A 23,534-nucleotide genomic window follows, 5' to 3' on the forward strand; every position below is an offset into this window, starting at 1 on the left:
CTCCTTAATAATTTTACAATATATAAATATATATATTCGATTATACTAAAAAAATTATTAAAAAATACAATATATAAAAAATTATACTAAAATTTATTATAATATTAGTCTTGTTTTGCAAATAAAATAGCGTCTATTGGCAGGTCATAACAATAATCGCAAATTTCACAAAGATCATCTTTTTTGCCATAGCCACAAGTAAGACCTATGGAAATAATATTTGCAGCTTTTGCAGCTTTTGCATCTAGTATAGTATCGCCTATCATATAAATTTTATTTGATTTTAAATCTATAGAATTTATAGCTTTTAATATAGGCTCCGCACTTGGTTTGGGGTTTACAACATCATCTCTACCTATAATAACATCAAAGTATTTATCTACTCCAAGATGTTCAAGAAGGATCTTGGAATATAGTGAAGTTTTAGTTGTAACTATGCCCAATTTTGCAAAAGAAGCGGCTAAAATAATTGCTTCTTTGGCACTATCTATAAGTGATGTTTTTTTTAGATAAACTCTTTTATATTCTTCTTTATATGAAATCAAATAGTCTGAAATTTTATCTCTAGGGGCACCTAATTTTTCAAACATAATCTCAAGAGGATAGCCTATAAGAGAATTTAAATATTCATAATCAATTTTATTAATATTGTTATTATCATTAAAAGCTTTTGTAAAACCATCATGAATAGCACCAGTAGAATCTATAATGGTCCCATCCATATCAAAAAGTATAATTTTATTATTCATAAAGAAAAAAGTTGTAGCACGAATACTCGTGCTACAATGAAAGAAGCTAATTATTTTGTTTTAGGAAATCTAAATTTAGCGTCGGTACGTCTATTTTGAGCACGACCAGCTTTTGTAGAATTATCTGCTATTGGTCTTGTTTCACCATAAGCTTCTGTAGATATTCTGCTTCTATCAATTCCAAGTTTAACTAAAGCAGCAGCAACTGCATCAGCTCTTCTTTGTGATAGTTTCATATTATATGCTGCTTTGCCAACACTGTCAGTATGTCCTTCTAGGATAACTTTGTAGTTTGGTTTTTCGTTTAATGTATTTGCTACTTCTTTAATTTTCTCCATATAAGCAGGAGTTATTTTTGAACTATCGAATGCAAAGTTTACATCCATTGTAAGGTGAATAACTTTCTCGCAACCATATTCATCAACAACTACACCAGCTGGAGTACCTGGGCATCTATCTTTATCATTTGGAACGCCATCGTTATCATCATCTAAAACTGGTTTTGGTTTCTCAACAACTACTGGAGCTGGAGCAACTACTGGAGCTGGAGCAGCTTTAGGTGATCTTTCTCCAAAATTAGCTGCAAAACCTAAACTATAGAACATATTGTGATTTGCATGCTCAAATGTTATAGCGTCTCTTGCTTCTAATTTTAGTGCAAAGTTGTCTGCTATGAAATATTTAAGACCTAGACCATATTGACCAAAGCCACCATCATCTATATCACCACCAAATTCCTTAACATAATCTTCGTAACCAGCACCTAGTAAACCGTAAATCTTAAAATCATTAGAGAAGCTGTAGATATCTTTTACAAAGTTAATAAAATATCTATTTATATCTGTCTCGCCAAAACCTTTAACATTTACGTCATCTGAGCGATCATAACCAATTTCGATTTGATTTAACCATGCATCCTCAAGGTTTTTAGCAATTCTCAAACCATAAGTCATATGGTTATTTGTACCGATATTACCTTCAGTAACAACACCGCCAACTGTTGGAGTAAACTCCCAATGATAATCCGCGTCACTAGCAAATAAAGCTGTGGCAACTGTTAATGCAATAGCAATTTTTTTCATAAATGTTCCTTTCTTATTTTGAAATTAAATGCTAACTTGTATTGTATCACTTTTTTTTAAAAAAGTCTATACTTATTTTAAATAAATTTAAATTTAAATATTATTTTCCAACCATTTTTGTAAACTTTTAACTTCATATGCTGTTTCATCTTGCAAGCTAAGTATAGACTTTGCTGCAGCTTTAGCGGCTCTCATAGTTGTAAAATATGGAATTTTAAATCTTAAAACAGATTGTCTTATTTTAGCAGCATCACTTGTTACAGATTTTGAGTCGCTTGTATTTATAACTAAAGATATATCACCATTTTTTAATTTATCTTCGATATTTGGCCTACCTTCACTTATTTTATATACAAAATCACATTCTATATTAGCCTCATTTAAACACTTATAAGTTCCACTTGTAGCAACTATTTTAAAACCCAAACTTATAAATTCTTTTGCTAGACTTATGGCTTCGAGTTTATCATTATCTGTTAGTGTTAAAAAGACATTTCCTTTTGTGGGCAAGATATTTCCAGCTGCTATTTGAGACTTAATAAAGCTCTTTTGGAAATTAGAGCTAATACCCATAACTTCACCAGTACTTTTCATCTCAGGACCTAAAATTAAATCACTTCCACTTAACTTGCTAAATGGAAAAACAGACTCTTTAACGCATACACGACTATTTATTTTTGGCTTTAAAATACCGCCCTCGCTTATAATTACACCAAATTTATCATAAAATTTAAGAGATTCTTTTAAATTTCCTTGCCACATAACTCTTGTTGCAACTTTTGCCATAGGAATACCTGTGGCTTTACTAGCAAAAGGAACTGTTCTACTAGCTCTTGGATTAACCTCTATTATATAAAGTTCATTTTCAAAAATGGCAAACTGAATATTCATAAGTCCTACAACACCCAAATTTAGTGCTATTTTTTTAGTTTGCTCTTCAATAGTTTTTATCATTTCATTGCTAAGATTCATTGGAGGTAATATGCTAGCGCTATCGCCACTGTGAATGCCAGCTTCCTCAATATGCTCCATTATAGCGCCTATATATACATCAATTCCATCACTTATGGCATCCACATCAAGCTCTAATGCATCTTGTAAAAATTTATCTATCAAAACTGGAGAGTTGTTGCTAACACTCACTGCTTCATTCATATATACAAGAAGCTCCTCTTCATTATAAACTCTTCTCATAGCTCTACCACCAAGCACATAGCTTGGCCTTACTAGTACAGGATAGCCTATTTTAGATGCTTTTACTACGGCTTCTTTTTGAGACGTTGCAGTATCGTTATCTGGTTGTTTTACGCCGATATCTTTTATAAATTCGCTAAATTTTTTTCTATCTTCTGCTAGATCTATAGCTCTTGCACTTGTTCCTATTATTTTTGCACCAATAGCATGTAAGCGTTTTGAGAATTTAAGTGGAGTTTGACCACCAAAGTGGACTATAACGCCATCTGGTTTTTCTCTTTGTATAACACTTCTTAAATGTTCAAAATCAATCGGCTCAAAATACAAAATATCGCTTGTATCATAATCCGTACTAACTGTTTCTGGATTACAATTATACATAATGGTTGCAATACCCATATCTTTTAAGGCATAGCTTGCGTGAACACAACAGTAATCAAACTCAATTCCTTGCCCCACTCTATTTGGTCCACCACCAATTATAAGAACTTTTTTATTTGTATTATCAACTTTTAAATTTGGCAAATTTGGAGTTATGTTTGTTGATGAGTAAAGATATGGCGTTAAAGCTTTAAACTCACCAGCGCATGTATCAACTTCACTATATTCTATATCTATATTTTGCCTACTTCTAACATAATAAATATCATTTTGGCTTAATTCAAGATTGTCTTTTAAATTTATAAGATAGGCTATCATTTTATCGCTAAAACCATAAGTTTTTGCTTTTCTTAAAAGATCAGGATTATTTAAAATATCCATATCAATACATTTTTCAAATTGAATTATCTCATATATTTGAGTTAAAAACCATCTATCTATCTTTGTATACTCATAAACATCTTCTATGCCAAAGCCATCTCTGTAAGCTTGTGCAACATAAAGAATTCTTTCTTCATGGGCATTTCTAAGTCCATAAATAAGATCGTTTTTATCTTTATGGATATGATTAAATCCAAAATATCCCCTCTCCATACTACAAAGTGCTTTTTGAATACTTTCTTTAAATGTTCTTCCAATTGCCATAACCTCACCAACACTTTTCATAGAAGTGCCAAGGTATTGATTTGATCCAGGAAATTTTTCAAATGTAAAACGAGGAATTTTTGTAACTATATAGTCAATTACGGGTTCAAAACTAGCTGCGGTTCCAGTGATATCATTTTTTATTTCATCAAGTGTAAAACCAACCGCAAGCATTGTTGCAACCTTTGCTATAGGGTATCCAGTTGCCTTACTTGCAAGAGCCGAAGAGCGAGAAACCCTGGGATTCATCTCAATAACCGTCATTCTGCCATTTTTTGGATTTATAGCAAATTGTACGTTGCTTCCGCCTGTATCAACACCAATTTCACGCAAAATCGCAAAACTTGCATCGCGCATATGTTGATACTCTTTATCTGTTAGGCTAAGAGCTGGTGCTATAGTTATGCTATCTCCCGTATGAACACCCATTGGATCAAGGTTTTCTATAGAGCACACTATAATGCAGTTATCGTTTTTATCTCTAATAACCTCCATCTCATATTCTTTCCAACCAAGCAAACTCTCCTCTATTAAAATTTCATGTATCGGACTCGCATCAAGACCAGCATTTGCAAGCTCTTTAAACTCATCTATATTATAAGCAACACCACTTCCACCACCACCAAGCGTATAGCTTGCTCTTATGATAAGTGGAAAACCTATATCATTTGCTACGCTCATAGCTTCTTCATAAGTATAAGCATAATTACTTTTAGGCATATCCATACCTATTTTTATCATAGCTTCTTTGAAAGCTACTCTATCTTCACCTTTTTTGATAGCTTCAGGATTTGCTCCTAAAAACTTAACATTGCCAAGAAGATCATTTTCATTAAATTCCATTGCAGCATTTAATGCAACCTGTCCGCCCATTGTAGGAAGTATCGCATCTATATTTTCTAATTCTATTATTCTTGAAATACTCTCTTTTGTAATTGGCTCTATATATGTAGCATCTGCAAAATCAGGATCTGTCATTATTGTAGCTGGATTTGAGTTTATAAGAACAACTCTGTATCCTAACTCTTTTAATGTTTTTACAGCCTGGGTTCCACTATAATCAAACTCGCAAGCTTGCCCAATAATGATAGGCCCACTACCTATAAGTAAAATATTTTTAATATCTGTTCTTTTTGGCATTATTTCTCCTTGATAACTGCGTATAAATATGATGGAACTGAAATTTCTATATAAGGTTCAACTATGACACTTTTATACAAATCTCCTTCTAATACTTTTGAAACTTTTCCAACGGAAATTCCACTAAAAAATATATCATCAAGTCCGCTTGTAAAGACCTCGTCTCCAACTTTTGGATTAAGCCACTGTGGTATAAAATTTACAACTATGTTTTTAAAATTTCCAGAAGCAACACCTGGAATCTTACCATCTCCAACATACACAGAAAAAATACTTTTAGGATCATATTGCAAAAGTCCCATCGGTAAATTGTCTTTTGATACAACAATTCCAGCTGTTTTTCCCTGATATATAAGACCGTAGATTTTGCTAGAGTTATAATCATTAAATTCAAGCCAAATTTTATTATAATCACTAATAGATGCATATCCCAAAGCTTTTACAAGCTGAATTTTAGGCTCATAAATACTTGAGTTTCTATCTATTAAAATAGAGTTTAATTTATCAGCAAAAGTCGAAAGTAAATTTGCTGCTTTTTCAAGTTCCCTGTTTTGCTGAGTTAATATTTCTATCTCGTTAGCTTGCCTAAAATGATTATTTATACTATCTTTTACATATGTTAAGCCGTTATAATATATATTTACAAAAAAATTACTTGTATTTACAACCAATTCTCTCGCAGCATCGCTTCTATAAAGCGAAACTGCAATAAAAATCAGTATTAAAAGTATTAGTTTAAATCTATTCTTCATTTATAAGCTGCTGCAAAAGACTTATCTCTTCTAGAACTTTTCCCGTTCCCTTTGCAACTGCTAAAAGTGGCTCATCTGCAACATAAATAGGAAGCTTAACAATATCAGCTAAATATTTATCAAGTCCTCTAATAAGGGCTCCGCCACCTGTTAAAACAACACCGTTTTCCACTATATCTCCAGCCAAATCAGGCGGCATCATCTCAAGAACCGTTTTTAGTGCATCAGCTATCTCTTTTAGTGGTTCACGCATAGCTTCTCTAACATCTTCACTTGTTAGCTCAACTCTACTTAATAACCCGCTTATCTGATCCCTGCCTTTTATACCCATAGAAAGTTCTTTTGGCAATTGTATAGCTGAGCCAATTTTTATTTTAATCTCTTCTCCGGTTCTTTCACCTATCAAAAGATTGTATTTTTCTTTTACATAGTTTACTATGCTTGAATCAATCTTATCACCAGCCGTTCTTATCGATTTACTGATAACTAAACCTCCAAGAGAAACAACTCCTATCTCAGTTGTTCCACCTCCGATATCAACTATAAGACTTCCTTGTGGCTCTCTTATAGGAAGTCCTGCACCGATAGCTGCAGCCATTGGCTCTTCTATCAAAAATACCTCTCTTGCACCAGCGCTTAAAGCGCTTTCTCTAACAGCTTTTCTTTCAACTTGAGTAAGCCCATAAGGTACTGATATAATAATTCTTGGTCTTAAAAAGCTCTTTCTTTTATGTGTTTTTTCTATAAAATAGCGAATCATTTTTTCTGTCATATCAAAATCAGCAATAACTCCATCCCTCATAGGACGTATGGCTTCAATATCACCAGGAGTTTTACCTACCATCTCTTTTGCTTCATGGCCTACTGCTAATATTTTTTGTTTTCCATATTTTTCAAACTGAACCGCAACAACAGATGGTTCATCTATAATTATACCTTTATCTTTTACTAGAACTAGCGTATTTGCTGTCCCTAAGTCAATCCCCATATCGCTAGAAAAAAATCCTATAAATTGATCTAAAATCATTCTTTACCTTTATGCTGTTAGTTTATTGTGTTTTACAAAAATTGGCTTTGCGCCATCATTTACCACTTCTTTAGTTATAATTACATCATAGTTTTTAAGCTCTGGAAGTTCAAACATTATATCAGTCATCATCTCTTCCATTATGCTTCTTAAACCTCTTGCACCAGTTTTGCGCTTTAAAGCTAAAGTCGCTATTGCCCTTAGAGCCTCATCATCTATCTTTAAGTTTACCTCATCAATAGCAAAAAGCTTTTGATACTGTTTAACTATAGCATTTTTTGGCTCTTTTAAAATTTTAACCATATCGTCTTCAGTGATGTCATTTAGTGTTGCTACAACATGTAGTCTTCCTATGAGTTCTGGAATAAGTCCATAATGAACCAAATCATCTGGTTCAACAAAGCTCAAAAGCTTTTCTTTTTCACCTTTACTTCTTTTGTCTTGACCAAAACCTAAAACATTTTTTCCAAGTCTTTTTTCTATGATATCACTAAGTCCATCAAATGCACCAGCACAAACAAACAAAATGTTTGTAGTGTCTATTTGTATAAAATCTTGATTTGGATGCTTTCTACCACCCTTTGGAGGAATATTTACAATACTTCCTTCAATTATCTTAAGAAGCGCTTGTTGTACCCCTTCTCCACTAACATCCCTTGTAATAGACCTATTTTCACTCATTCTTGAAATTTTATCTATCTCATCAACAAAAACTATGCCATGTTCAGCTTTTTTGATGTCACCATCTGCTACTTGAAGAAGTTTTGTTAAAATATTTTCAACATCTTCCCCGACATATCCAGCTTCTGTTAAGCTTGTAGCATCACAAATTGCAATAGGAACATCCAAAAATCTAGCCAAAGTTTGCGCCATTAAAGTTTTACCGCTTCCAGTTGAACCTAAAAGTAAAATATTTGATTTTGAAATTTCTGTATCATCTTCAACTGCAGTTTGTTTAAAAATTCTTTTGTAATGATTATAAACACCAACACTAAATATAACCTTAGCTCTATCTTGCCCTATGACATACTCATCAAGTACAGCTTTTAGCTCTTTTGGTGTTAGATTATCATAAATTTCATTTTTATCTTCATTTTTTTGATCGCTTTCGCCATTTATGCCATTTAGCATATTATATGATGCTGTTATGCAATATTCACAGATAAAAGAATTCCCATCTATACTTGTAAGAAGTCTTCTATCGGCTGATTCTTCTTTATTACAAAAGCTACATTTTCTAGCCATTAATCTTTTCCTTTTTGCAGAGGAATTCCTCTTGTTGTATTTAAAATAAAATCACACATTTTAAGTACTTGCTCGTTATTTGTTTTTGCTTTTAGTTCATTGGCTTGGTCTTTTAAACCATTTTCGCTTTTGAAAAGAAATTTGAAAGCTTGGTTTATAAGTTCAATCTGCTCTTTATCAAATCTTCTTCTTATACCAACTAGATTTAAACCCCTAATGTAAGCTCTATTTCCTTCGGCCAAACAAAATGGTACTATGTCTTGAGAAAGCGCTGAAGCCCCAGCTATCATGCAACTCTCACCAATTTTTACAAACTGGTGTATGGGTGTTAAACCGCCAATCACAGCATAATCTCCCATTTCTACATGCCCTGCCAAAGTAGCATTGTTTGCCATTATTATGTTATTTCCAATATTGCAATCATGTGCTACATGACAATAAGACATAATAAAAGCATCATTTCCTATTCTAGTAAAACCATCGCCCTTGTGAGAACCTGAACTTATCGTACAAAACTCATGTATAGTAGCATTTTTACCTATGATAAGCCCTGTTTTTTCTCCAACTTCAAAACTCATATCTTGTGGAATTTCACCAACTATAGCGTAACTAAAAATTCTAGCTCCATCTCCTATAGTTGTATCCCCTATAATCCTAGCTCCTTGTTTTATAATACAGTTATTTCCAATCTTGGCATCTTTACTAATATATACATTAGCTTCAACTACAACATCATCTCCAATTATAGCTCCATCTTCTATTATAGCTCTTGAATCTATTTTATTCATAATTTGACCTATTTATCTACTATCATAGCTTGAAGCTCTGCTTCGGCTACCAAAATATCATCTACAAAGGCCTCACCTTTTAAAACCCAAATTTTACCCCTATGTTTTAATACTGATATTTTATATACTATTGTATCTCCTGGTTTGATAGGACGGCGAAATTTAGCCTTATCTATACTCATAAAGTACACTACCTTGTTTGACAAATCTTCATCTAACATACTTTTAAATGCCAAAACACCGCCAGCTTGCGCCATTCCTTCTACAATCATAACACCTGGATATACTGGATGGTAAGGAAAATGTCCTTGAAAGATAGGCTCGCCAATTGTAACATTTTTTATAGCAGAAATGCTTTCATTTGGAGCTAGGTCTGTAACTTTATCTATGAGTAAAAACGGATATCTGTGCGGTAAAATTTCTTGGATTTCAACTATATCTATCATGCGCTTCCTTATTTACATCTAATAACTAAGAATTGTAACGAAAAAATGCTAAAATTTAGCTAATGAGCTTATTTAAATTTAACTATTTTATGCCTTACATCATCAAAAAGTAGATATTTTACATTTATTTCAACTTTAGCATTTTGTATATTATCAACCACAATAATAGGACTTAAACTCTCATCACCACAAAGATATTTTCTTATCTTTAACTCATTTTTAATCTTAAGTGGTTTATAAATCATTTCTCTAACACTTTTGTAATCTGTTTTTAAAATCTCATTAAAGAAATTTAATGATATAAATTTTATCTCATCTTTACAAAACGCTATGTTTTGTGCTTTTTTTAAGGTTAAATTTACAATCTCTCTTCTGAATTTACTTAAATACAAAATATAACTATCCACAACTAAATTATCAAATTTTACATATGCACTTAAAAGCCTATAATTTAAAAATCTATCTTTTATAATCTCAAATTTATCTTGTTTATCTTTTAACCTATGAACCTTTCTATATAGATTTAATTTTTCATCTATAGAGTTTGGGAGTTCTTGTTTGCCAATATTGCTTATCATTTCACTTATAAAAATATTTTGAACATCTCGTTGTTTTTTAAGCGCAAACAAACATCCACAGTAATTTTGTGCATATAAATTATCACTTTTTGCTAAGCTCATTTGCTCGGTAGTTCCACCATTTTTTCTATAATCAGGTGCAATATAATTTAGCTCAAATTTATCACAAACATTTTTTAAAGATTCATTTAGTTGACATAGGGATTTTTTAGGGCTCATTAGAAGCGTTGTGGTTATTTTATTTTCACCAAGCTCTTTTGCTTTTTTGGCTGTATTTTCAAGCCTAAAATCAAAGCAATACTCGCAACGTTTACCTTTTTCAGGCTCATTTGCCATCTCTTTTGCCCCATTATACCACAAATCTAAATCATACTCCCCCATTATAAGTTTTATACCAAGAGTTTTGCAGCTATGCTTTACATCTTCAAATCGAAGCAAATACTCACTATATGGATGAATGTTTGGATCATAAAAATAACCTATCAAGGTTTCATTTGGAAAATCTGATTTTAACTTTTTTAAAAAATAATGACTATCAACAGAACAACAAATATGAATTAGCATAGCTATTTACCTTTTTTGGTATAATTATACAATCTAACTTTTACAAAAAGGCTTAAGTATGAGCAAAGGCAAAAAAATATCTCTTATTATTTTAAGTATAGTAGGTTTTATTTTTATTTTTTATACAGTTTTTGGATTTTTTGGAGTTCCATATATACTAAAAAAGGTTTTGCCAAGCTCACTTAAAAAAGATGGGATAGAACTAAAAATAGAAGATGCGAAATTTAACCCTTTTTCATATAATCTAAATATAAAAAACATCTCAATAAAAACATTTGATAATCTTTTTAGTGCAGATAATATCTACATAAAAATGGAATTTTCTAGGCTATTTACCAAAACTATTCTTATAAAAAAGATAAAACTACAAAAACCAAATATAAATATAGTTAAAGATAATAAAGGAGTATTTAACTTCGATGCTTTCTCATCAAATAACGAAGAAAGTAGCAGTGGTAGCTTATTTTTCAACTTTATATTAAAACATCTAGAGATTGTTAATGGAAAATTTGCATATACAGATAATTCAGCAAAAAAACCCTTCAATATTAGCCTAGATGACATAGATTACACAATTTCTGATATAAATATAAAAGATGAAAGTATAGGACATCATACTTTAGTATCAAGTTCAAGTTTAGCTAAACATATAGCAATTGATAGTGGAGTAAAAATAAAGCCACTTACTTTTCATGGCAATATAAAAATAGATGAACTCGATTTAAAAGCTGCTGCAACTTCTTTACTTGAGACAATGCCTGTAAATTTGCAAAGTGGCAAACTAGATACAAAAATAAACTTTAATATAGTCTTTAGTAGAGATGATATGTATTTTTTGATGGATGATTCTAATTTAGAATTAAAAGATGTATCGATTCTAGATGCAAATGATTCTTTGCTTCTTAAAAAGTTTAGTATACCAAGTATTAACCTAGCATCTAGGATAAAACCTTATGACATAAGCGGGGAAGGAAACTTTGAAAGTTTAAATATAAAGGATTTAAACTACACAAAAATTGGTCATATAGATACACTAGATTTAACTCAAAATGATGTAAATATAAGTATAAAAGACGAAGATTTTGCCTTAGATATAAACTCATCTGATTTACTCGCAAAAAATGTTAAATTTGATAACAAAGCCCTTCTTACTCAGACAGAAGAGATGAATGCAAGCCGTTTTTCTCTTTCAATGGAAAATAAAGAAAAAAATCTATTTTTAGATACAAAATTGGGTGATTTTAGCATATCCCAAACAGACTTTCTTATGGGAGATATGAATGCAAGCTTAAGCGATGGTAAGCTAAAAGAAACTGGCTTTAAACTAAAGGGCAAAGATATGTTTATATCTACTGAGAATCTTCTTACCAAAAATGCTTTATTTAAAAATAAGCTCTTATGGGTGGGTTCGTCCGATATAAACGCCAGCAAATTTCATCTAAAACTAAATAATGAAAATAATATACTAATAGATTCGAATCTTAGCAAATTTATCGTTGGCTTAACTAAATTTTACATGCATGATATGGCAGCAAACATAAATAATGGCTCATTAAGCAATACAAACTTCAAACTTAATGGCGATGATATTTTTGTTTCTACAGATAACTTACATATGATAGATCCTAGCTTTAAAAATAAAATGTTTAAAACCAAAGGAAAAGATTTAAATGCTACAAAATATACTCTTTTGATGCAAAACGATAAAAACTTTAAAATAGATACAAATTTAAGTAATTTTATCCTACAAAATGCTGATTTTGCAATACATAATATGAAAGCCACTTTAAATAATGGAAAGTTAAATAACACAGCTATAACTATGAATGGCGGAAATATCACTGTAAAAAATGGTATCTTAGACACAATTGGCTTAGCGTTTTTTGTAAATAATCAAAAATTTCTCACAAATTCATCATCAAATCTAAAAGACTTTGCATATTATTTAAAAAATAAAAAATCAAGCATAAATGGGGTAAATTATAAACTAAAAGAAACAAATGCATTTGATAAAGATGGTTCTAAAATAGCTTCTTTTAATTCTTTAAATCTAAAAGGCTTAGGCTTTGATATAAGCGATCTTAATTTAAACATCAAAAAAGTTGACCTTGATGCTCTAAACTTAAAAACAGATATTGATCAAAATGGCAAAGTAAGTTTAGTAGAAAATATCCCAATAAAAACAGAGTCAAAAAGTTCATCTATCAAAAGCAAAACTACGTATTCCTCTCCTAAGTCAAAAGAATTTACATATGATATAAAAGAGATAAATGTAAATAATTCAAAAGCAGATATTAATGTAAAAATGAATAGTGCTGGCTTAAAACATAGCTTTGATGGTATTAATATAAATTTAAAAAATATAAACTCAAAATATGATAACCCTTTAGATGTATCACTAAATGCAAACTCAAAAAATATAACCTTAAAATCATTTGGAAAAGTAGGAATAAATCCATTTAAAATGGATCTAAATACAACTTTTTCTCATCATGATTTAGCTTGCTATATGCCTTTTGTAAAAGATTTTACGGATATGAGATTACAAAGTGGGAAATTAGATTTTAGTGGGATTATAGGATATGATAAAACTCCAAGCGTTAAAGGTAATGCCGAGCTTAGCGATATTTCTATACTAGATAAAGAAGATATTAGCATATTTGCAATAAAAAGCCTTGGTATTCAAAATATAGAGTATGAAAATAACGGTCTAGTTTTGGATAACATATCACTTAAAAAACCATATTTAAATGTCTATATAGATAAAGAAAAAAATGTAAATCTATCTAAAGTTGTTAAAAAAACAAAAGATAACACAGAAGAAGAAAAACAAATTCAACAACTCAATAAACCACAACCACAAAAAGATGACAATAGTAGCGATACAAACATAGTTATAAATAAAATTGCCCTAGAAGATGGTGTTTTGGACTTTAGTGATTACTCTATATTTACACCTTTTATAACAAAAGTTTCAAACATACAAAGCAAAATTTCTTCCATAAGAAAAGATAAAATAAGCCGTATAGATATGGAAGGAACGATAGGAAAAAGCGGATATAGCGCTATAAATATTCATACTAAACCATTTGAACCTAAAGAATACACCAAAGTCAACATGACATTTAAAGATATAAATCTTCCAGATATTACGCCTTATAGCAAACAATTTGCTGGATATGAACTAGATGGAGGAAAGCTAAATCTAACACTAATTTATGATATAAACAATGCCACTATGGTTTCACAAAATATAATAAATCTAGACTCCTTAAAGCTTGGCAAAAGGGTTAAAAGCGAAGAATCTGTAGATATGCCATTACGACTTGCTGCTGCTATACTAAAAGATTCTCAAAATCAAATAAACTTAAGCATACCTATAAAGGGTGATTTATCTAATCCTAATTTTGATTATAGCGGAGTTGTTCTAAAAGCTCTCAGCCAACTCTTTACAGATATTTTGACAAGTCCATTTAAGATTATAGTCTCAACTCTTGGTATAAAAAACGATCCAAGATTAGATTCAATTGATTTTAGACCAGGAGATGATAGGCTTATAGTATCAGAAAAAGCCAAAATACCAACTCTTGCACAGATAATGTCTCAAAAAGAAGATTTTATAATTACTATAACTCCAGCTTATAATAAAGAACTAGATAACTCAGAACTTCAAAAAAATAAATTTGATGATGAAATCTCATATTATATGATAAAAGAAGATATGTCTTATCAAAATGCTTTTAATAAACTAAAAACTAAATTTTTTGGAAATAAAAAATTTGAATCTCAAGAAGAAGCTACAAAAGCCTTAATCTCAAAATACGAAATAAAATCTAGTTATTTTGATGATCTTGCGCTAAGTAGAGCAAAAAATATAAAAGATGAGCTTATTGCAACTGGTGTACCTGAAAATAAAATAGAGATTTTGAAAACAGATACTAGCGGAGAGATAAAACAAAAATCTTACATAATGATAAAAATGGGCATTAAAAAGAAATAAAGGAAAACTATGATTTATTCTTTACAAATAGGAAATATACAAGAATATATAGATGAAAATGGGCATGTCTTTAAAAGCGCTATGATAAAAAATATCTATAAAAATAAGCTTAGTGTACACAAAACAGGTGTGAATGATGATAATATATCAGATAAAAAAAATCATGGTGGCATAGAAAAAGCTGTATTTGCAAATGCATTTAAAAACTATAAAATTTGGAACAATTTCCTTGGTAAAAATTTAAATATAGGAGATATGGGGGAAAATATAACCATAAAAGATCTTGATGAAAGAAATGTATATATAGGAGATATACATCGCATAGGATCTGCCGTTTTGCAAGTCTCTCAACCAAGAAAACCTTGCGCAAAAATATATAAAATATACAAAAACAAAAATTTTACAAATTTTATCTTTAGTTCTGGACTAAGCGGGTGGTATTATAGAGTATTAAAAGAAGGTGAATTTAACATAAATGATAGTATAGATATTGAGTGCGTAGAAAATACTAAGCTTAGTGTAATGGAACTAAATAAATTATTTTATGCTCCAAAAATAAACATTAAGCTTTTTGATAAATTAAAAGCCCTAACTACGATAGAAAAGCGCTGGATAGAAACCATAGAAAAGCGTTTAAATCATAGTTATGATAACTCATATATGAGTGAGCTTTAAGCCCTTTTGCCAAGCGCAAAAGCTACAATACCAGATAAAAATGAGCCACAAAGTATAGCAAGCTTTTCTGTGCCATTATAAAGCTCTAAAGCTTGTTCTCCATAGGCAAGATTGCTTATAAAAAGACTCATTGTAAAACCTATACCGCAAAGTATAGCAACTATATAAAGGTGTTTATAAGTTGCTCCCTCTGGCAGGCTTCCAAGACCCAGTTTTACTGCTAAAAATGTAAATAAAAATATACCAACTTGCTTCCCAACAAAAAGTCCTAAAAATATACCCATAGGAACTGTGCCAAACATCTGATTTGTTTCTATTCCACTGAGCACAACGCCAGCATTTACAAAAGCAAAAAGTGGTAAAATTATATAATTTACAGGAAATGCAAGGCAATGTTCTATGCTTGATACTATAGGCTCATTTTTCTTAGAATAAAGAGGGATTGTAAAAGCAACGAGTACGCCTGCTAAAGTTGCGTGAATACCTGAGTTTAAAATCAAAAACCAAAGCAAAATACCCAAGATTATATAAGGCAACTTACTATCTACTTGTTTTTTATTTATAAAAAGCATAAACAAAAAAACAAAAGTAGCAAGCCCAAGATATGTTAAATTTAAATTGCCAGTATAAAATATAGCTATAACTATGATAGCAAAAAGATCATCCATTATAGCAAGCGTTAAAAGAAATATCCTAAGTGAACTTGGCAAGTTTTTAGCAAGCAGTGCAAATATACCAATAGCAAAAGCGATATCTGTAGCCATAGGTATAGCCCAGCCTTTTATAGCTATATCATCACCCCAGTTTATAGCTACAAATATAAATGCCGGAAACAAAACTCCGCCAATAGCACCAAGCATAGGAACCAAAACTTTTCTAAAATCTTTTAAAGCGCCTTCAATCATCTCTTTTTTAAGTTCCAAGCCAACCATAAAAAAGAAAAGTACCATCAAAGCATCATTTACCCAAAAATGAACATTTTCTTCTATATGCCCATCTCTTACCACACCAAGTGGCAATTTAAAATGAACAAAAGATTGGTAGAAAGCATCTAAAATAGAAAGATTTGCAAAAAGTAGAGCTAGAATAGTCGCGCAAAAAAGTGCACCTGCAGCTAAAGTGTCCGAAGAACTTAGTTTATTTACTAAATTTTTCATATTGCCCTTTTATTTATAAATTTAAGATATATGGAAGTAGTATATTTAAAAGAGGTAAATAAAATCAAAATGGTGGCCCCGAATGGATTCGAACCATCGACCACTACCATGTCAAGGTAGTGCTCTACCAACTGAGCTACGGGACCAAAATATGATTCTATCATATACTTTTTTAAACTATCCTTGTGTACGAACTATAAGACTTGGGGGCAAATTAAAATGCTCTATAATATTTGCCTCATTTTGCCTCATTTCACCGTTATCATTTTCATGATCATAACCTAAAATATGAAGCAAACCATGCGTAAAAAGAAGTGCTATTTCATCATCTTTGCTATGTTTAAATTCATTAGCTTTTTCGGCAACTAAATCTAAATTTATAACAATACTCCCTAAAACTCCTCCATAAACAAACTCCAAAGGAAAGCTTAAAACATCCGTAGTTTTATCTATATTTCTATTTTCTTTATTTATTTCTCTCATCTCCTTGGAGTTTACAAAAACAAGTTCAACATCATCATTGCTTAAAAATTCAAAAATTTCATCTAAAATTTTAGGATATTTATCATCACAAATAATCATTTTTCCACCTTTTAAAGCTAATTTTACCAAATATAGATATAATTTTTACTAAATTTAATATATTTAGGAAGCATGTGAAAAAAGCGCTTTGTGTAATAAGTGGCGGAATGGATAGCACTTTATGTGCTTATATCGCAAAAAATGAAGGTTATGAAATAGTAGCTTTACACTTTGATTATAATCAAAGAACAATGAAAAAAGAAAGAGAGTGTTTTAATGCGATTTGCGATGCTCTTAATGTTAAAAAAAGAGAAATTTTAGATGCAGGATTTATATCTCAAATAGGAGCAAATGCTTTAACTGATACTAACCTAGAAGTACCCAAAGATGGTCTTAGTAATGATATACCTGTAACTTATGTTCCGTTTAGAAATGGAATTTTTTTAAGCATTGCAGCAGCTCTTGCGCAAAAAGAGGATTGCGAAGCGATATTTATAGGAGTTGTAGAAGAAGATAGTAGTGGTTATCCTGATTGTAGTGAAGAGTTTATAAAAAGCATTGAGCAAAGCATAAATTTAGGAAGAGGCACAAGGGGAACTAAAATCATCACCCCACTTGTACATCTTAGCAAAGCTGATATCGTAAAAAAGGCCTTATCTTTGAAAGTCCCATTAGAGTTAACCTGGAGCTGCTATGAAAATGAAGATAAAGCATGCGGAAAATGTGATAGCTGTAGATTAAGACTAAATGGATTTAAAAAAGCAGGCTTTAGTGACAAGATTCCATACAAAGAGTAAAATTTTACTCTTTTGATTCTAAACTTTTTGCCAAATTTTTAGCTGCTTTTAAATCAACTTTTCCACTACCAAGCAATGGCATTTCTTCGAGCTTATATATAGAAGATGGTATCATTAAAGGCGGCACATGAGAAGATCTAAGCTTTGCATTTACTTCATCTTCTAGCATATCGCCTTTGTATAATAAAACTATTTTCTCGCCCTTTTTATCATCTTCTACACTCACACAAATAATTTCCATATCTTGCCCTAGTGCATTTGATACTTTTTCCTCTACAGTTGTTAAGCTTATCATCTCTCCGCCAATTTTAGCAAACCTTGAAATTCTATCTGTAATCTTTAAAAATCCATCTTCATCAAGTAGCCCTATATCGCCACTTTTATAATATCTTATACCATTTATCTTAACTATAACATCTGAAGTTTTTGCTATATCATCATAGTATCCATCCATAACTTGATGTCCACCTATTAGTATTAATCCTTCTTCTCCAGTATTTAGCTCTTCTAATGTTTTTTGATCTACTATTTTTACTATTGTTCCAGGAAGCGGCAGGCCAACTGTGCCTGGCTTGCTAAATATCATTTCATTAAAGAAATCTGGATCAAGAGAATTAGGCATATTAACACTAACTACAGGTGTCGCTTCTGTTGTACCATATCCTTCATATATATCATGCCCAAATTTCATTTTAAACTCTTTTTTGACATCTTCTTTTAGTTTTTCAGCACCTGCTACAACTATCCTAAGATTGGAAAACATCAAAGGATTTATTTTTTTGCTTTTATTATAAAGTCTAAAGAATGTTGAAGTACCAAGAAGTACGGTAGCATTGTATTTTGCTGCCATATTGCCTATAGTAGCACTATCTGTTGGATCAGGTATATGGACACTAAGTATACCTTCTGTTAATGGCAAAAATGTAGTAACCGTTATACCAAAAGAGTGAAAAAGCGGCAAAGTAGCCATCATTACATCATTTTTTTGTTTATTTAATAGGCCTGCAATTTGTTTTATATTTGCCATTAAATTTTTATGTGTTATTTTTACACCTTTTGGCTCTCCCTCACTACCACTACTAAATACTATTGTAGCTATATCACCAATGTCAACTGGAGCAAAATACGCTAACTTTATAAGCCAAGCAGGCATTATTATAGTTTTTACGAGAGCTATCAATTTATCTTTTTTAGTTATACTTTGCGCAATATCCTCAAGATAAATTAGTTTATCTCCAATACTATTTTGAAGATTAAATCCACGATCATTAAGCTTTTGTATAAATTTTTTAGATGTTATAATACTTTTAATGCCAGCTTTTTCAACACATTTTATCATAATCTCTTCACTAACAGTATAGTTTAGATTAATTACGGTTTTACCTCTTATTAAAAGAAGTAAATTTATAGCACTTCCAAAAACAGAACTTGGCAAAATTATACCAACATGCTTTTCATCCAAAAATGATTTTTTAAATTTAGATAGTAAAACCAAAATAAGTGTTATAAATTTAAGATTATTTAACTTTAAGCCAGTAGAGTCAACGATAGATGGTCTAAATATATGTGATTTTGCAACATTTATCCAATTAAAATGAACTGGATCTAGATTATTTACATACTCACCCCAGCTATAAAAAGATAGTTCAAATACACTCTTTTTAACCATACTAGCGGTTGAAGTGTTACTCATAGGTTTTCCAAAACTCACACTTATGGCTTTATTTACATCTATACTATTTAGTTCTCTATAACCTTTATTTGCTCTAGAAAAACTTGACCCCCAAAGACCTCTTAGAAAAAATGGAACTATAACACAATTAGAGTTTTTTGCAGCTAGTTCAAAACCTTGCTGAAATTCCCCTAAATGCCCATTATAAGATATCCTTCCTTCTGGAAATAAAGCAACAACTTCGCCATTATCAAGTCTTTGTTTTATTGATTCTATTGCACTTCTATTTATACCTTCACCTATTGGTATTACTTGAAATAATTTAAAAAACCATTTTATATACCAATGATCATAAAAGCTCTTGTACATAACAAATTTTATAGGTCTTGGGGTTGCTATTTGCAAAACAAGCCAATCAATCCAACTTATATGGTTTCCAAGCAATAACACTCCACCTCTTAAAGGAAGATTATCAAGTCCATTTACATTTACCTTATATGTTTGTCTTAATATAGGTAAAAGCAATATCCTACTAAACAAATGAGGTAGCTCTTTTACACAATAAATTGCAGTAAATAGTGTGGCAATTGCACAAACTAAATATAACCCAATCGTAGTAAGGCCAAATTTAACAAAGAATATCGAAAAAACTAAAGCGAAAATCATAGTTAAGTTTTGCACAAAGTTATTACCTGCAAGAACTTTGCCCATCTGTTCATCTTTTGTAAAGTATTGAATTGCAGCATTTAATGGAACTATAAAAACGCCACCACTTATTCCAAAAAGAAGTGAAGCTATAAGAAAAGTAAAGATTGTATTAGAACCAGATAGCATAAAAAGAGCTGCTGACACACCTAATGCTCCAAATGGAACAATGCCAAGCTCTATATGTTTTTTAGAATAACTTGCAGCAATGCCAGATCCTATAGCTATACCAATGGCACTAACTGCTAAAATTACTTGTATGATAACAACATTTGAGTCAGTGGTTATACTTTTATAATGAGCTGGAAAAGTAGCCACGATAACCTGAGAAATAGCCCAAAATACAGAAAGACCTAATATACATAGGAATATTGATTTATTTGATGTTATAAATTTTAAATTTTCTTTTAAATATGAAAAATTAAAATACTTTTTTATTTCATATTTCTGTTCATTATCAACGGCGCTAAAATATGGTATTTTAAATGCAAAAATAGTTTCTATTATAGACATAATAAATAAAATAACACCTACAAACCAAACGGATTTCATGATTTCACCAGGATTTGTTCCATTATAAGACATCTCAAAAAATACCGAAAAGATAAAAGAATTAAAAAGTATTGATATTATTGTAGTAGCTTGAACTACACCATTTCCGGTTCCTAAATTTTGTGTACCTACTAAATTTTTAATTAATGCATATTTTGCAGGAGAATAAATAGCACTTTGTATAGCCAAAAGTAAAGTAAATGCAAAAGCTGTATAGAACCATCCAAATATATAACTTACAAGTATACAAAATGTAAAAGCTATCCCAATAGTAGCACACACCCTTGTTATCATTGTTTTAGAAAATTTATCATTTAAAAATCCAGCTGGTGTGAATAAAAATACAAAGGGAAACAAGATCATAGCATTAACAAGCAAACTTAAATATATTAAAGTATCTCCGCTATAATATTTTAAAATAGTATTTTGTATCGTAATCTTATGTCCTAAATCAACTCCTGCATTTATGAACATAACAATGATATATGGTATAAAACCTTTTTTTAAAAAAATAGAATTCACTAAGCTTACCTTTTTATTTTTATTTACACAAAGCTATCCCCAAATGGGGATAGAGTTTAATGTAAATCCTTCCAGATTTTTCTTTTCCAAAGTATTGCAAAAACAGATAGTATAGCAAAATATAACATTATATTTATAGATACCATACTTCTTTCTTCTTTTTTAGAATCTCCAACTTTTTGCATATATTCTACAACTTTGTCATTTGCTTTTTGATTTAGACCTACTCTAGGCATAGCTGTGCCAGGCAACATTTTTTGCGGATCATTTATAAATTTAGCTAAATAATCTTCACCTTTTGAGCGAATCATCATAGAAAGATCTGGGGGATTTGATCCTATGTGGTTTTTAAGACTTATTCTGTCACTTAAAGCATATTTATCATCATACTTCATGTCATGGCATCTTTGGCAAGCATTCTTAAATACAACATCACTTTTTACATCTTTTGGAGCAATAGACTTAAGAAAAGTCACAATGTCTGCAACTTCTTGATTTATATCGCCCCCAAGTCCAAAAAACTGAGTCATAGGAAAAGGTTTTTCATCATTAAATACATGGCCCAAATTTAAGGCTAAAGTTGGTTCAAGTATAAGAGCTGCTAAAAACTTATCATCATACATATATCCAGCCAAACTAAGGTCAGGTGGAACAACTCCCATAGCTTCACTTGCTGTTTTATTATCCCCCATAGGATTAGGTAGTCCCTTTACTTCTAAAGAGTGGCAACTTGCACATGCCGCAGCAAAAGTTTGCTCTCCTGTTGTAGCATTACCTTTTGCAAAATCAATTGCACCAACCTTATTCCAAAGTTCATCATATTTTGCTTTTAAATTTGTTGCTTTTTCAAGCTCCTTGTTCGCTAAAGCAAGTTTTGGTTCATCTTTGCCAGCTTTTTGAATACTACTATTTGCCATTGCGACTTTTTTATCCGCAAATTGTTTGTCCGTAGTTGAAAAATCATAACTAGGTTCAGATTTATGGGGATTCATTATGGAATGAGCTAATGGTTCAACGCCCCAATATGTAACAAATACCATAAATAAAACTATGATTAATATTTTTAACTCTTTCATTTTCTACCCCCTTTTTCTTTCAGCTATAGTAATAAGAGGCAAGAATATAACTATCAATGCTAGATAAGTTATAGAAAGTACAAAACCTATGTATGTATTTCCAATCCCAAAAGTTAAGCCATCAGCCGGTAGCTTTCCATATATAGTAAGACCAATAAGATCTATCATTAAAACCCAAAACCATACAAAAAATGCTTTATTCCTATGAGCAGGTGCCACAACTTTGCTTCTATCAAGCCATGGAATAAACATAAGAGAAACACCAGCAAAAGCAAACGCTATAAGTCCGATATCAGCAGCTTTTAAAGGTCCTACATCAAAGAAAAATCCTCTTAAAATTTCATATTGCCACAAGAAATACCACTCAGGATAAATATGAGCTGGTGTTTTTAGATGACTAGCTGGATCAAAGTTAATAGGATCCATCGCGAAATTGAACTGAAAACCTACCAAATAGAAGAAAAATATCATAAAAATACAAACATACATAAAGTCTTTTGCTAAAAACCCTGGCCAAAATGGTATAACTTTAGCTTCTCTTGTATTGCCTTTTAGATATTTCTCAGCTTCTAGTTCAAAATCTATCTCTTCACCATCAAGATTGTTTACATGAGGAAAACGAAGAGCATAGAAATGAAGAGCTATAACAACTATTATAACAACAGGAAGTAAGCATACATGCAACATAAAAAATCTAGTAAGAGTTGGGTCACTTACTGCATAATCTCCCCTTATCCATTCAACAAAAGCATCACCAATAACTGGAATTCCACCAAAAAGCTGAGTTATAACAGTAGCAGCCCAAAAACTCATCTGACCCCAAGGAAGCATATAGCCACTGAAGGCTTCAGCAGAAAATATCAAGAATAACAGTATACCACTTACCCATATCATCTCTCTGCCATTCTTATAAGATCTATAATAAACCGCAGTAAAAGTATGAATATATAGGATTAAAAATATAACCGAAGCTGCAACTGCATGTATATGTCTCCAAAGCCATCCGTACTCAACTTCTTTCATGATAGTTTTATTTACACTATCAAATGCCATAGCCATATCAGGTTTATAATACATTACAAGAAGTAGTCCTGTAACAAAAAGTAAAACAAAAAGTGTTAGCAATATAACACCCATAGCCCATAGAAAGTTTATGTTTTTTGGTATCCAGTACTCACTAACCATAACTCTCCAGAATTTATCTATATTTAATCTTTGATCAAACCAATCAAATAGACTTGTAGATTTTTTTATATGTGACATAG

17 protein-coding genes and 1 tRNA gene are annotated in these 23,534 nt (G+C 31.1%); 3 read left to right on the forward strand and 15 right to left on the reverse strand.

The window, feature by feature from the left end:
* Nucleotides 1-104 precede the first annotated feature (104 nt).
* The 9 genes from ACZ5VL_RS01235 to ACZ5VL_RS01275 form a co-directional block, all read right to left on the reverse strand.
* Entirely contained in the window at nt 105-749 is a 645-nt protein-coding gene (locus ACZ5VL_RS01235) for an HAD family hydrolase (protein ID WP_464199185.1), read from the reverse strand.
* Nucleotides 750-799: 50 nt separating this feature from the next.
* A complete protein-coding gene (locus ACZ5VL_RS01240) occupies nt 800-1,831 on the reverse strand; it encodes an OmpA family protein (protein WP_464199186.1) in 1,032 nt (343 codons plus the stop codon).
* A gap of 93 nt (nt 1,832-1,924) precedes the next feature.
* Complete coding sequence (carB, locus tag ACZ5VL_RS01245) at nt 1,925-5,191, reverse strand: carbamoyl-phosphate synthase large subunit (RefSeq protein WP_464199187.1); 3,267 nt, start codon at nt 5,189-5,191, stop codon at nt 1,925-1,927.
* Nucleotides 5,191-5,943 carry a rod shape-determining protein MreC gene (gene mreC, locus ACZ5VL_RS01250; RefSeq protein ID WP_464199189.1) on the reverse strand — a complete coding sequence of 251 codons (753 nt, stop codon included), beginning with the start codon at nt 5,941-5,943 and terminating at the stop codon, nt 5,191-5,193. Before mreC ends, carB begins: the two co-directional genes overlap by 1 nt.
* Entirely contained in the window at nt 5,933-6,970 is a 1,038-nt protein-coding gene (locus ACZ5VL_RS01255; protein ID WP_464199191.1) for a rod shape-determining protein, read from the reverse strand. Before ACZ5VL_RS01255 ends, mreC begins: the two co-directional genes overlap by 11 nt.
* Nucleotides 6,971-6,979: 9 nt before the next feature.
* On the reverse strand, nt 6,980-8,215 hold the full coding sequence (gene clpX, locus ACZ5VL_RS01260) for an ATP-dependent Clp protease ATP-binding subunit ClpX (RefSeq protein ID WP_464199192.1): 1,236 nt from the start codon (nt 8,213-8,215) through the stop codon (nt 6,980-6,982).
* Entirely contained in the window at nt 8,215-9,003 is a 789-nt protein-coding gene (lpxA, locus tag ACZ5VL_RS01265; protein ID WP_464199194.1) for an acyl-ACP--UDP-N-acetylglucosamine O-acyltransferase, read from the reverse strand. The genes clpX and lpxA overlap by 1 nt, the downstream gene beginning before the upstream one ends.
* Before the next feature lie 8 nt (nt 9,004-9,011).
* Entirely contained in the window at nt 9,012-9,449 is a 438-nt protein-coding gene (gene fabZ, locus ACZ5VL_RS01270) for a 3-hydroxyacyl-ACP dehydratase FabZ (RefSeq protein ID WP_464199196.1), read from the reverse strand.
* Nucleotides 9,450-9,517: 68 nt separating this feature from the next.
* Entirely contained in the window at nt 9,518-10,591 is a 1,074-nt protein-coding gene (locus ACZ5VL_RS01275) for an epoxyqueuosine reductase QueH (protein WP_464199198.1), read from the reverse strand.
* A gap of 58 nt (nt 10,592-10,649) precedes the next feature.
* Between ACZ5VL_RS01275 and ACZ5VL_RS01280 the strand changes: the two genes are divergently transcribed.
* Both ACZ5VL_RS01280 and ACZ5VL_RS01285 read left to right on the forward strand, forming a co-directional pair.
* Complete coding sequence (locus tag ACZ5VL_RS01280; RefSeq protein ID WP_464199200.1) at nt 10,650-14,591, forward strand: DUF748 domain-containing protein; 3,942 nt, start codon at nt 10,650-10,652, stop codon at nt 14,589-14,591.
* Between the two features lie 9 nt (nt 14,592-14,600).
* The gene (locus ACZ5VL_RS01285; RefSeq protein WP_464199202.1) at nt 14,601-15,266 is read left to right on the forward strand and encodes an MOSC domain-containing protein; all 666 of its coding nucleotides are present in this window, start codon (nt 14,601-14,603) and stop codon (nt 15,264-15,266) included.
* On the opposite strand, the gene nhaA is transcribed toward ACZ5VL_RS01285, so the two are convergent.
* The 3 genes from nhaA to ybeY all read right to left on the reverse strand — a co-directional run bounded on the left by nhaA (nt 15,263) and on the right by ybeY (nt 17,005).
* Entirely contained in the window at nt 15,263-16,423 is a 1,161-nt protein-coding gene (nhaA, locus tag ACZ5VL_RS01290) for a Na+/H+ antiporter NhaA (RefSeq protein ID WP_464199204.1), read from the reverse strand. The genes ACZ5VL_RS01285 and nhaA overlap by 4 nt on opposite strands.
* 70 nt (nt 16,424-16,493) lie before the next feature.
* A tRNA-Val gene (locus tag ACZ5VL_RS01295) sits at nt 16,494-16,569 on the reverse strand.
* A gap of 31 nt (nt 16,570-16,600) precedes the next feature.
* A complete protein-coding gene (gene ybeY, locus ACZ5VL_RS01300; RefSeq protein ID WP_464199205.1) occupies nt 16,601-17,005 on the reverse strand; it encodes an rRNA maturation RNase YbeY in 405 nt (134 codons plus the stop codon).
* A gap of 107 nt (nt 17,006-17,112) precedes the next feature.
* Here ybeY and queC point away from each other — a divergent pair, with 107 nt between their 5' ends.
* Entirely contained in the window at nt 17,113-17,742 is a 630-nt protein-coding gene (gene queC / locus ACZ5VL_RS01305) for a 7-cyano-7-deazaguanine synthase QueC (RefSeq protein ID WP_464200224.1), read from the forward strand.
* A gap of 4 nt (nt 17,743-17,746) precedes the next feature.
* On the opposite strand, the gene ACZ5VL_RS01310 is transcribed toward queC, so the two are convergent.
* Genes ACZ5VL_RS01310 through ACZ5VL_RS01320 form a run of 3 tightly spaced genes read right to left on the reverse strand, consistent with a single transcriptional unit; the run spans nt 17,747 to nt 23,532 of the window.
* Nucleotides 17,747-21,193, reverse strand: a complete 3,447-nt coding sequence (locus ACZ5VL_RS01310; protein WP_464199207.1) for an acyl-[ACP]--phospholipid O-acyltransferase — start codon at nt 21,191-21,193, stop codon at nt 17,747-17,749.
* Nucleotides 21,194-21,249: 56 nt separating this feature from the next.
* A complete protein-coding gene (locus ACZ5VL_RS01315) occupies nt 21,250-22,269 on the reverse strand; it encodes a c-type cytochrome (RefSeq protein ID WP_464199209.1) in 1,020 nt (339 codons plus the stop codon).
* Nucleotides 22,270-22,272: 3 nt separating this feature from the next.
* Entirely contained in the window at nt 22,273-23,532 is a 1,260-nt protein-coding gene (locus tag ACZ5VL_RS01320) for a cytochrome b (RefSeq protein WP_464199210.1), read from the reverse strand.
* Between the last annotated feature and the right edge of the window lie 2 nt (nt 23,533-23,534).

Source organism: Campylobacter sp. GTC17093, from assembly GCF_055397635.1.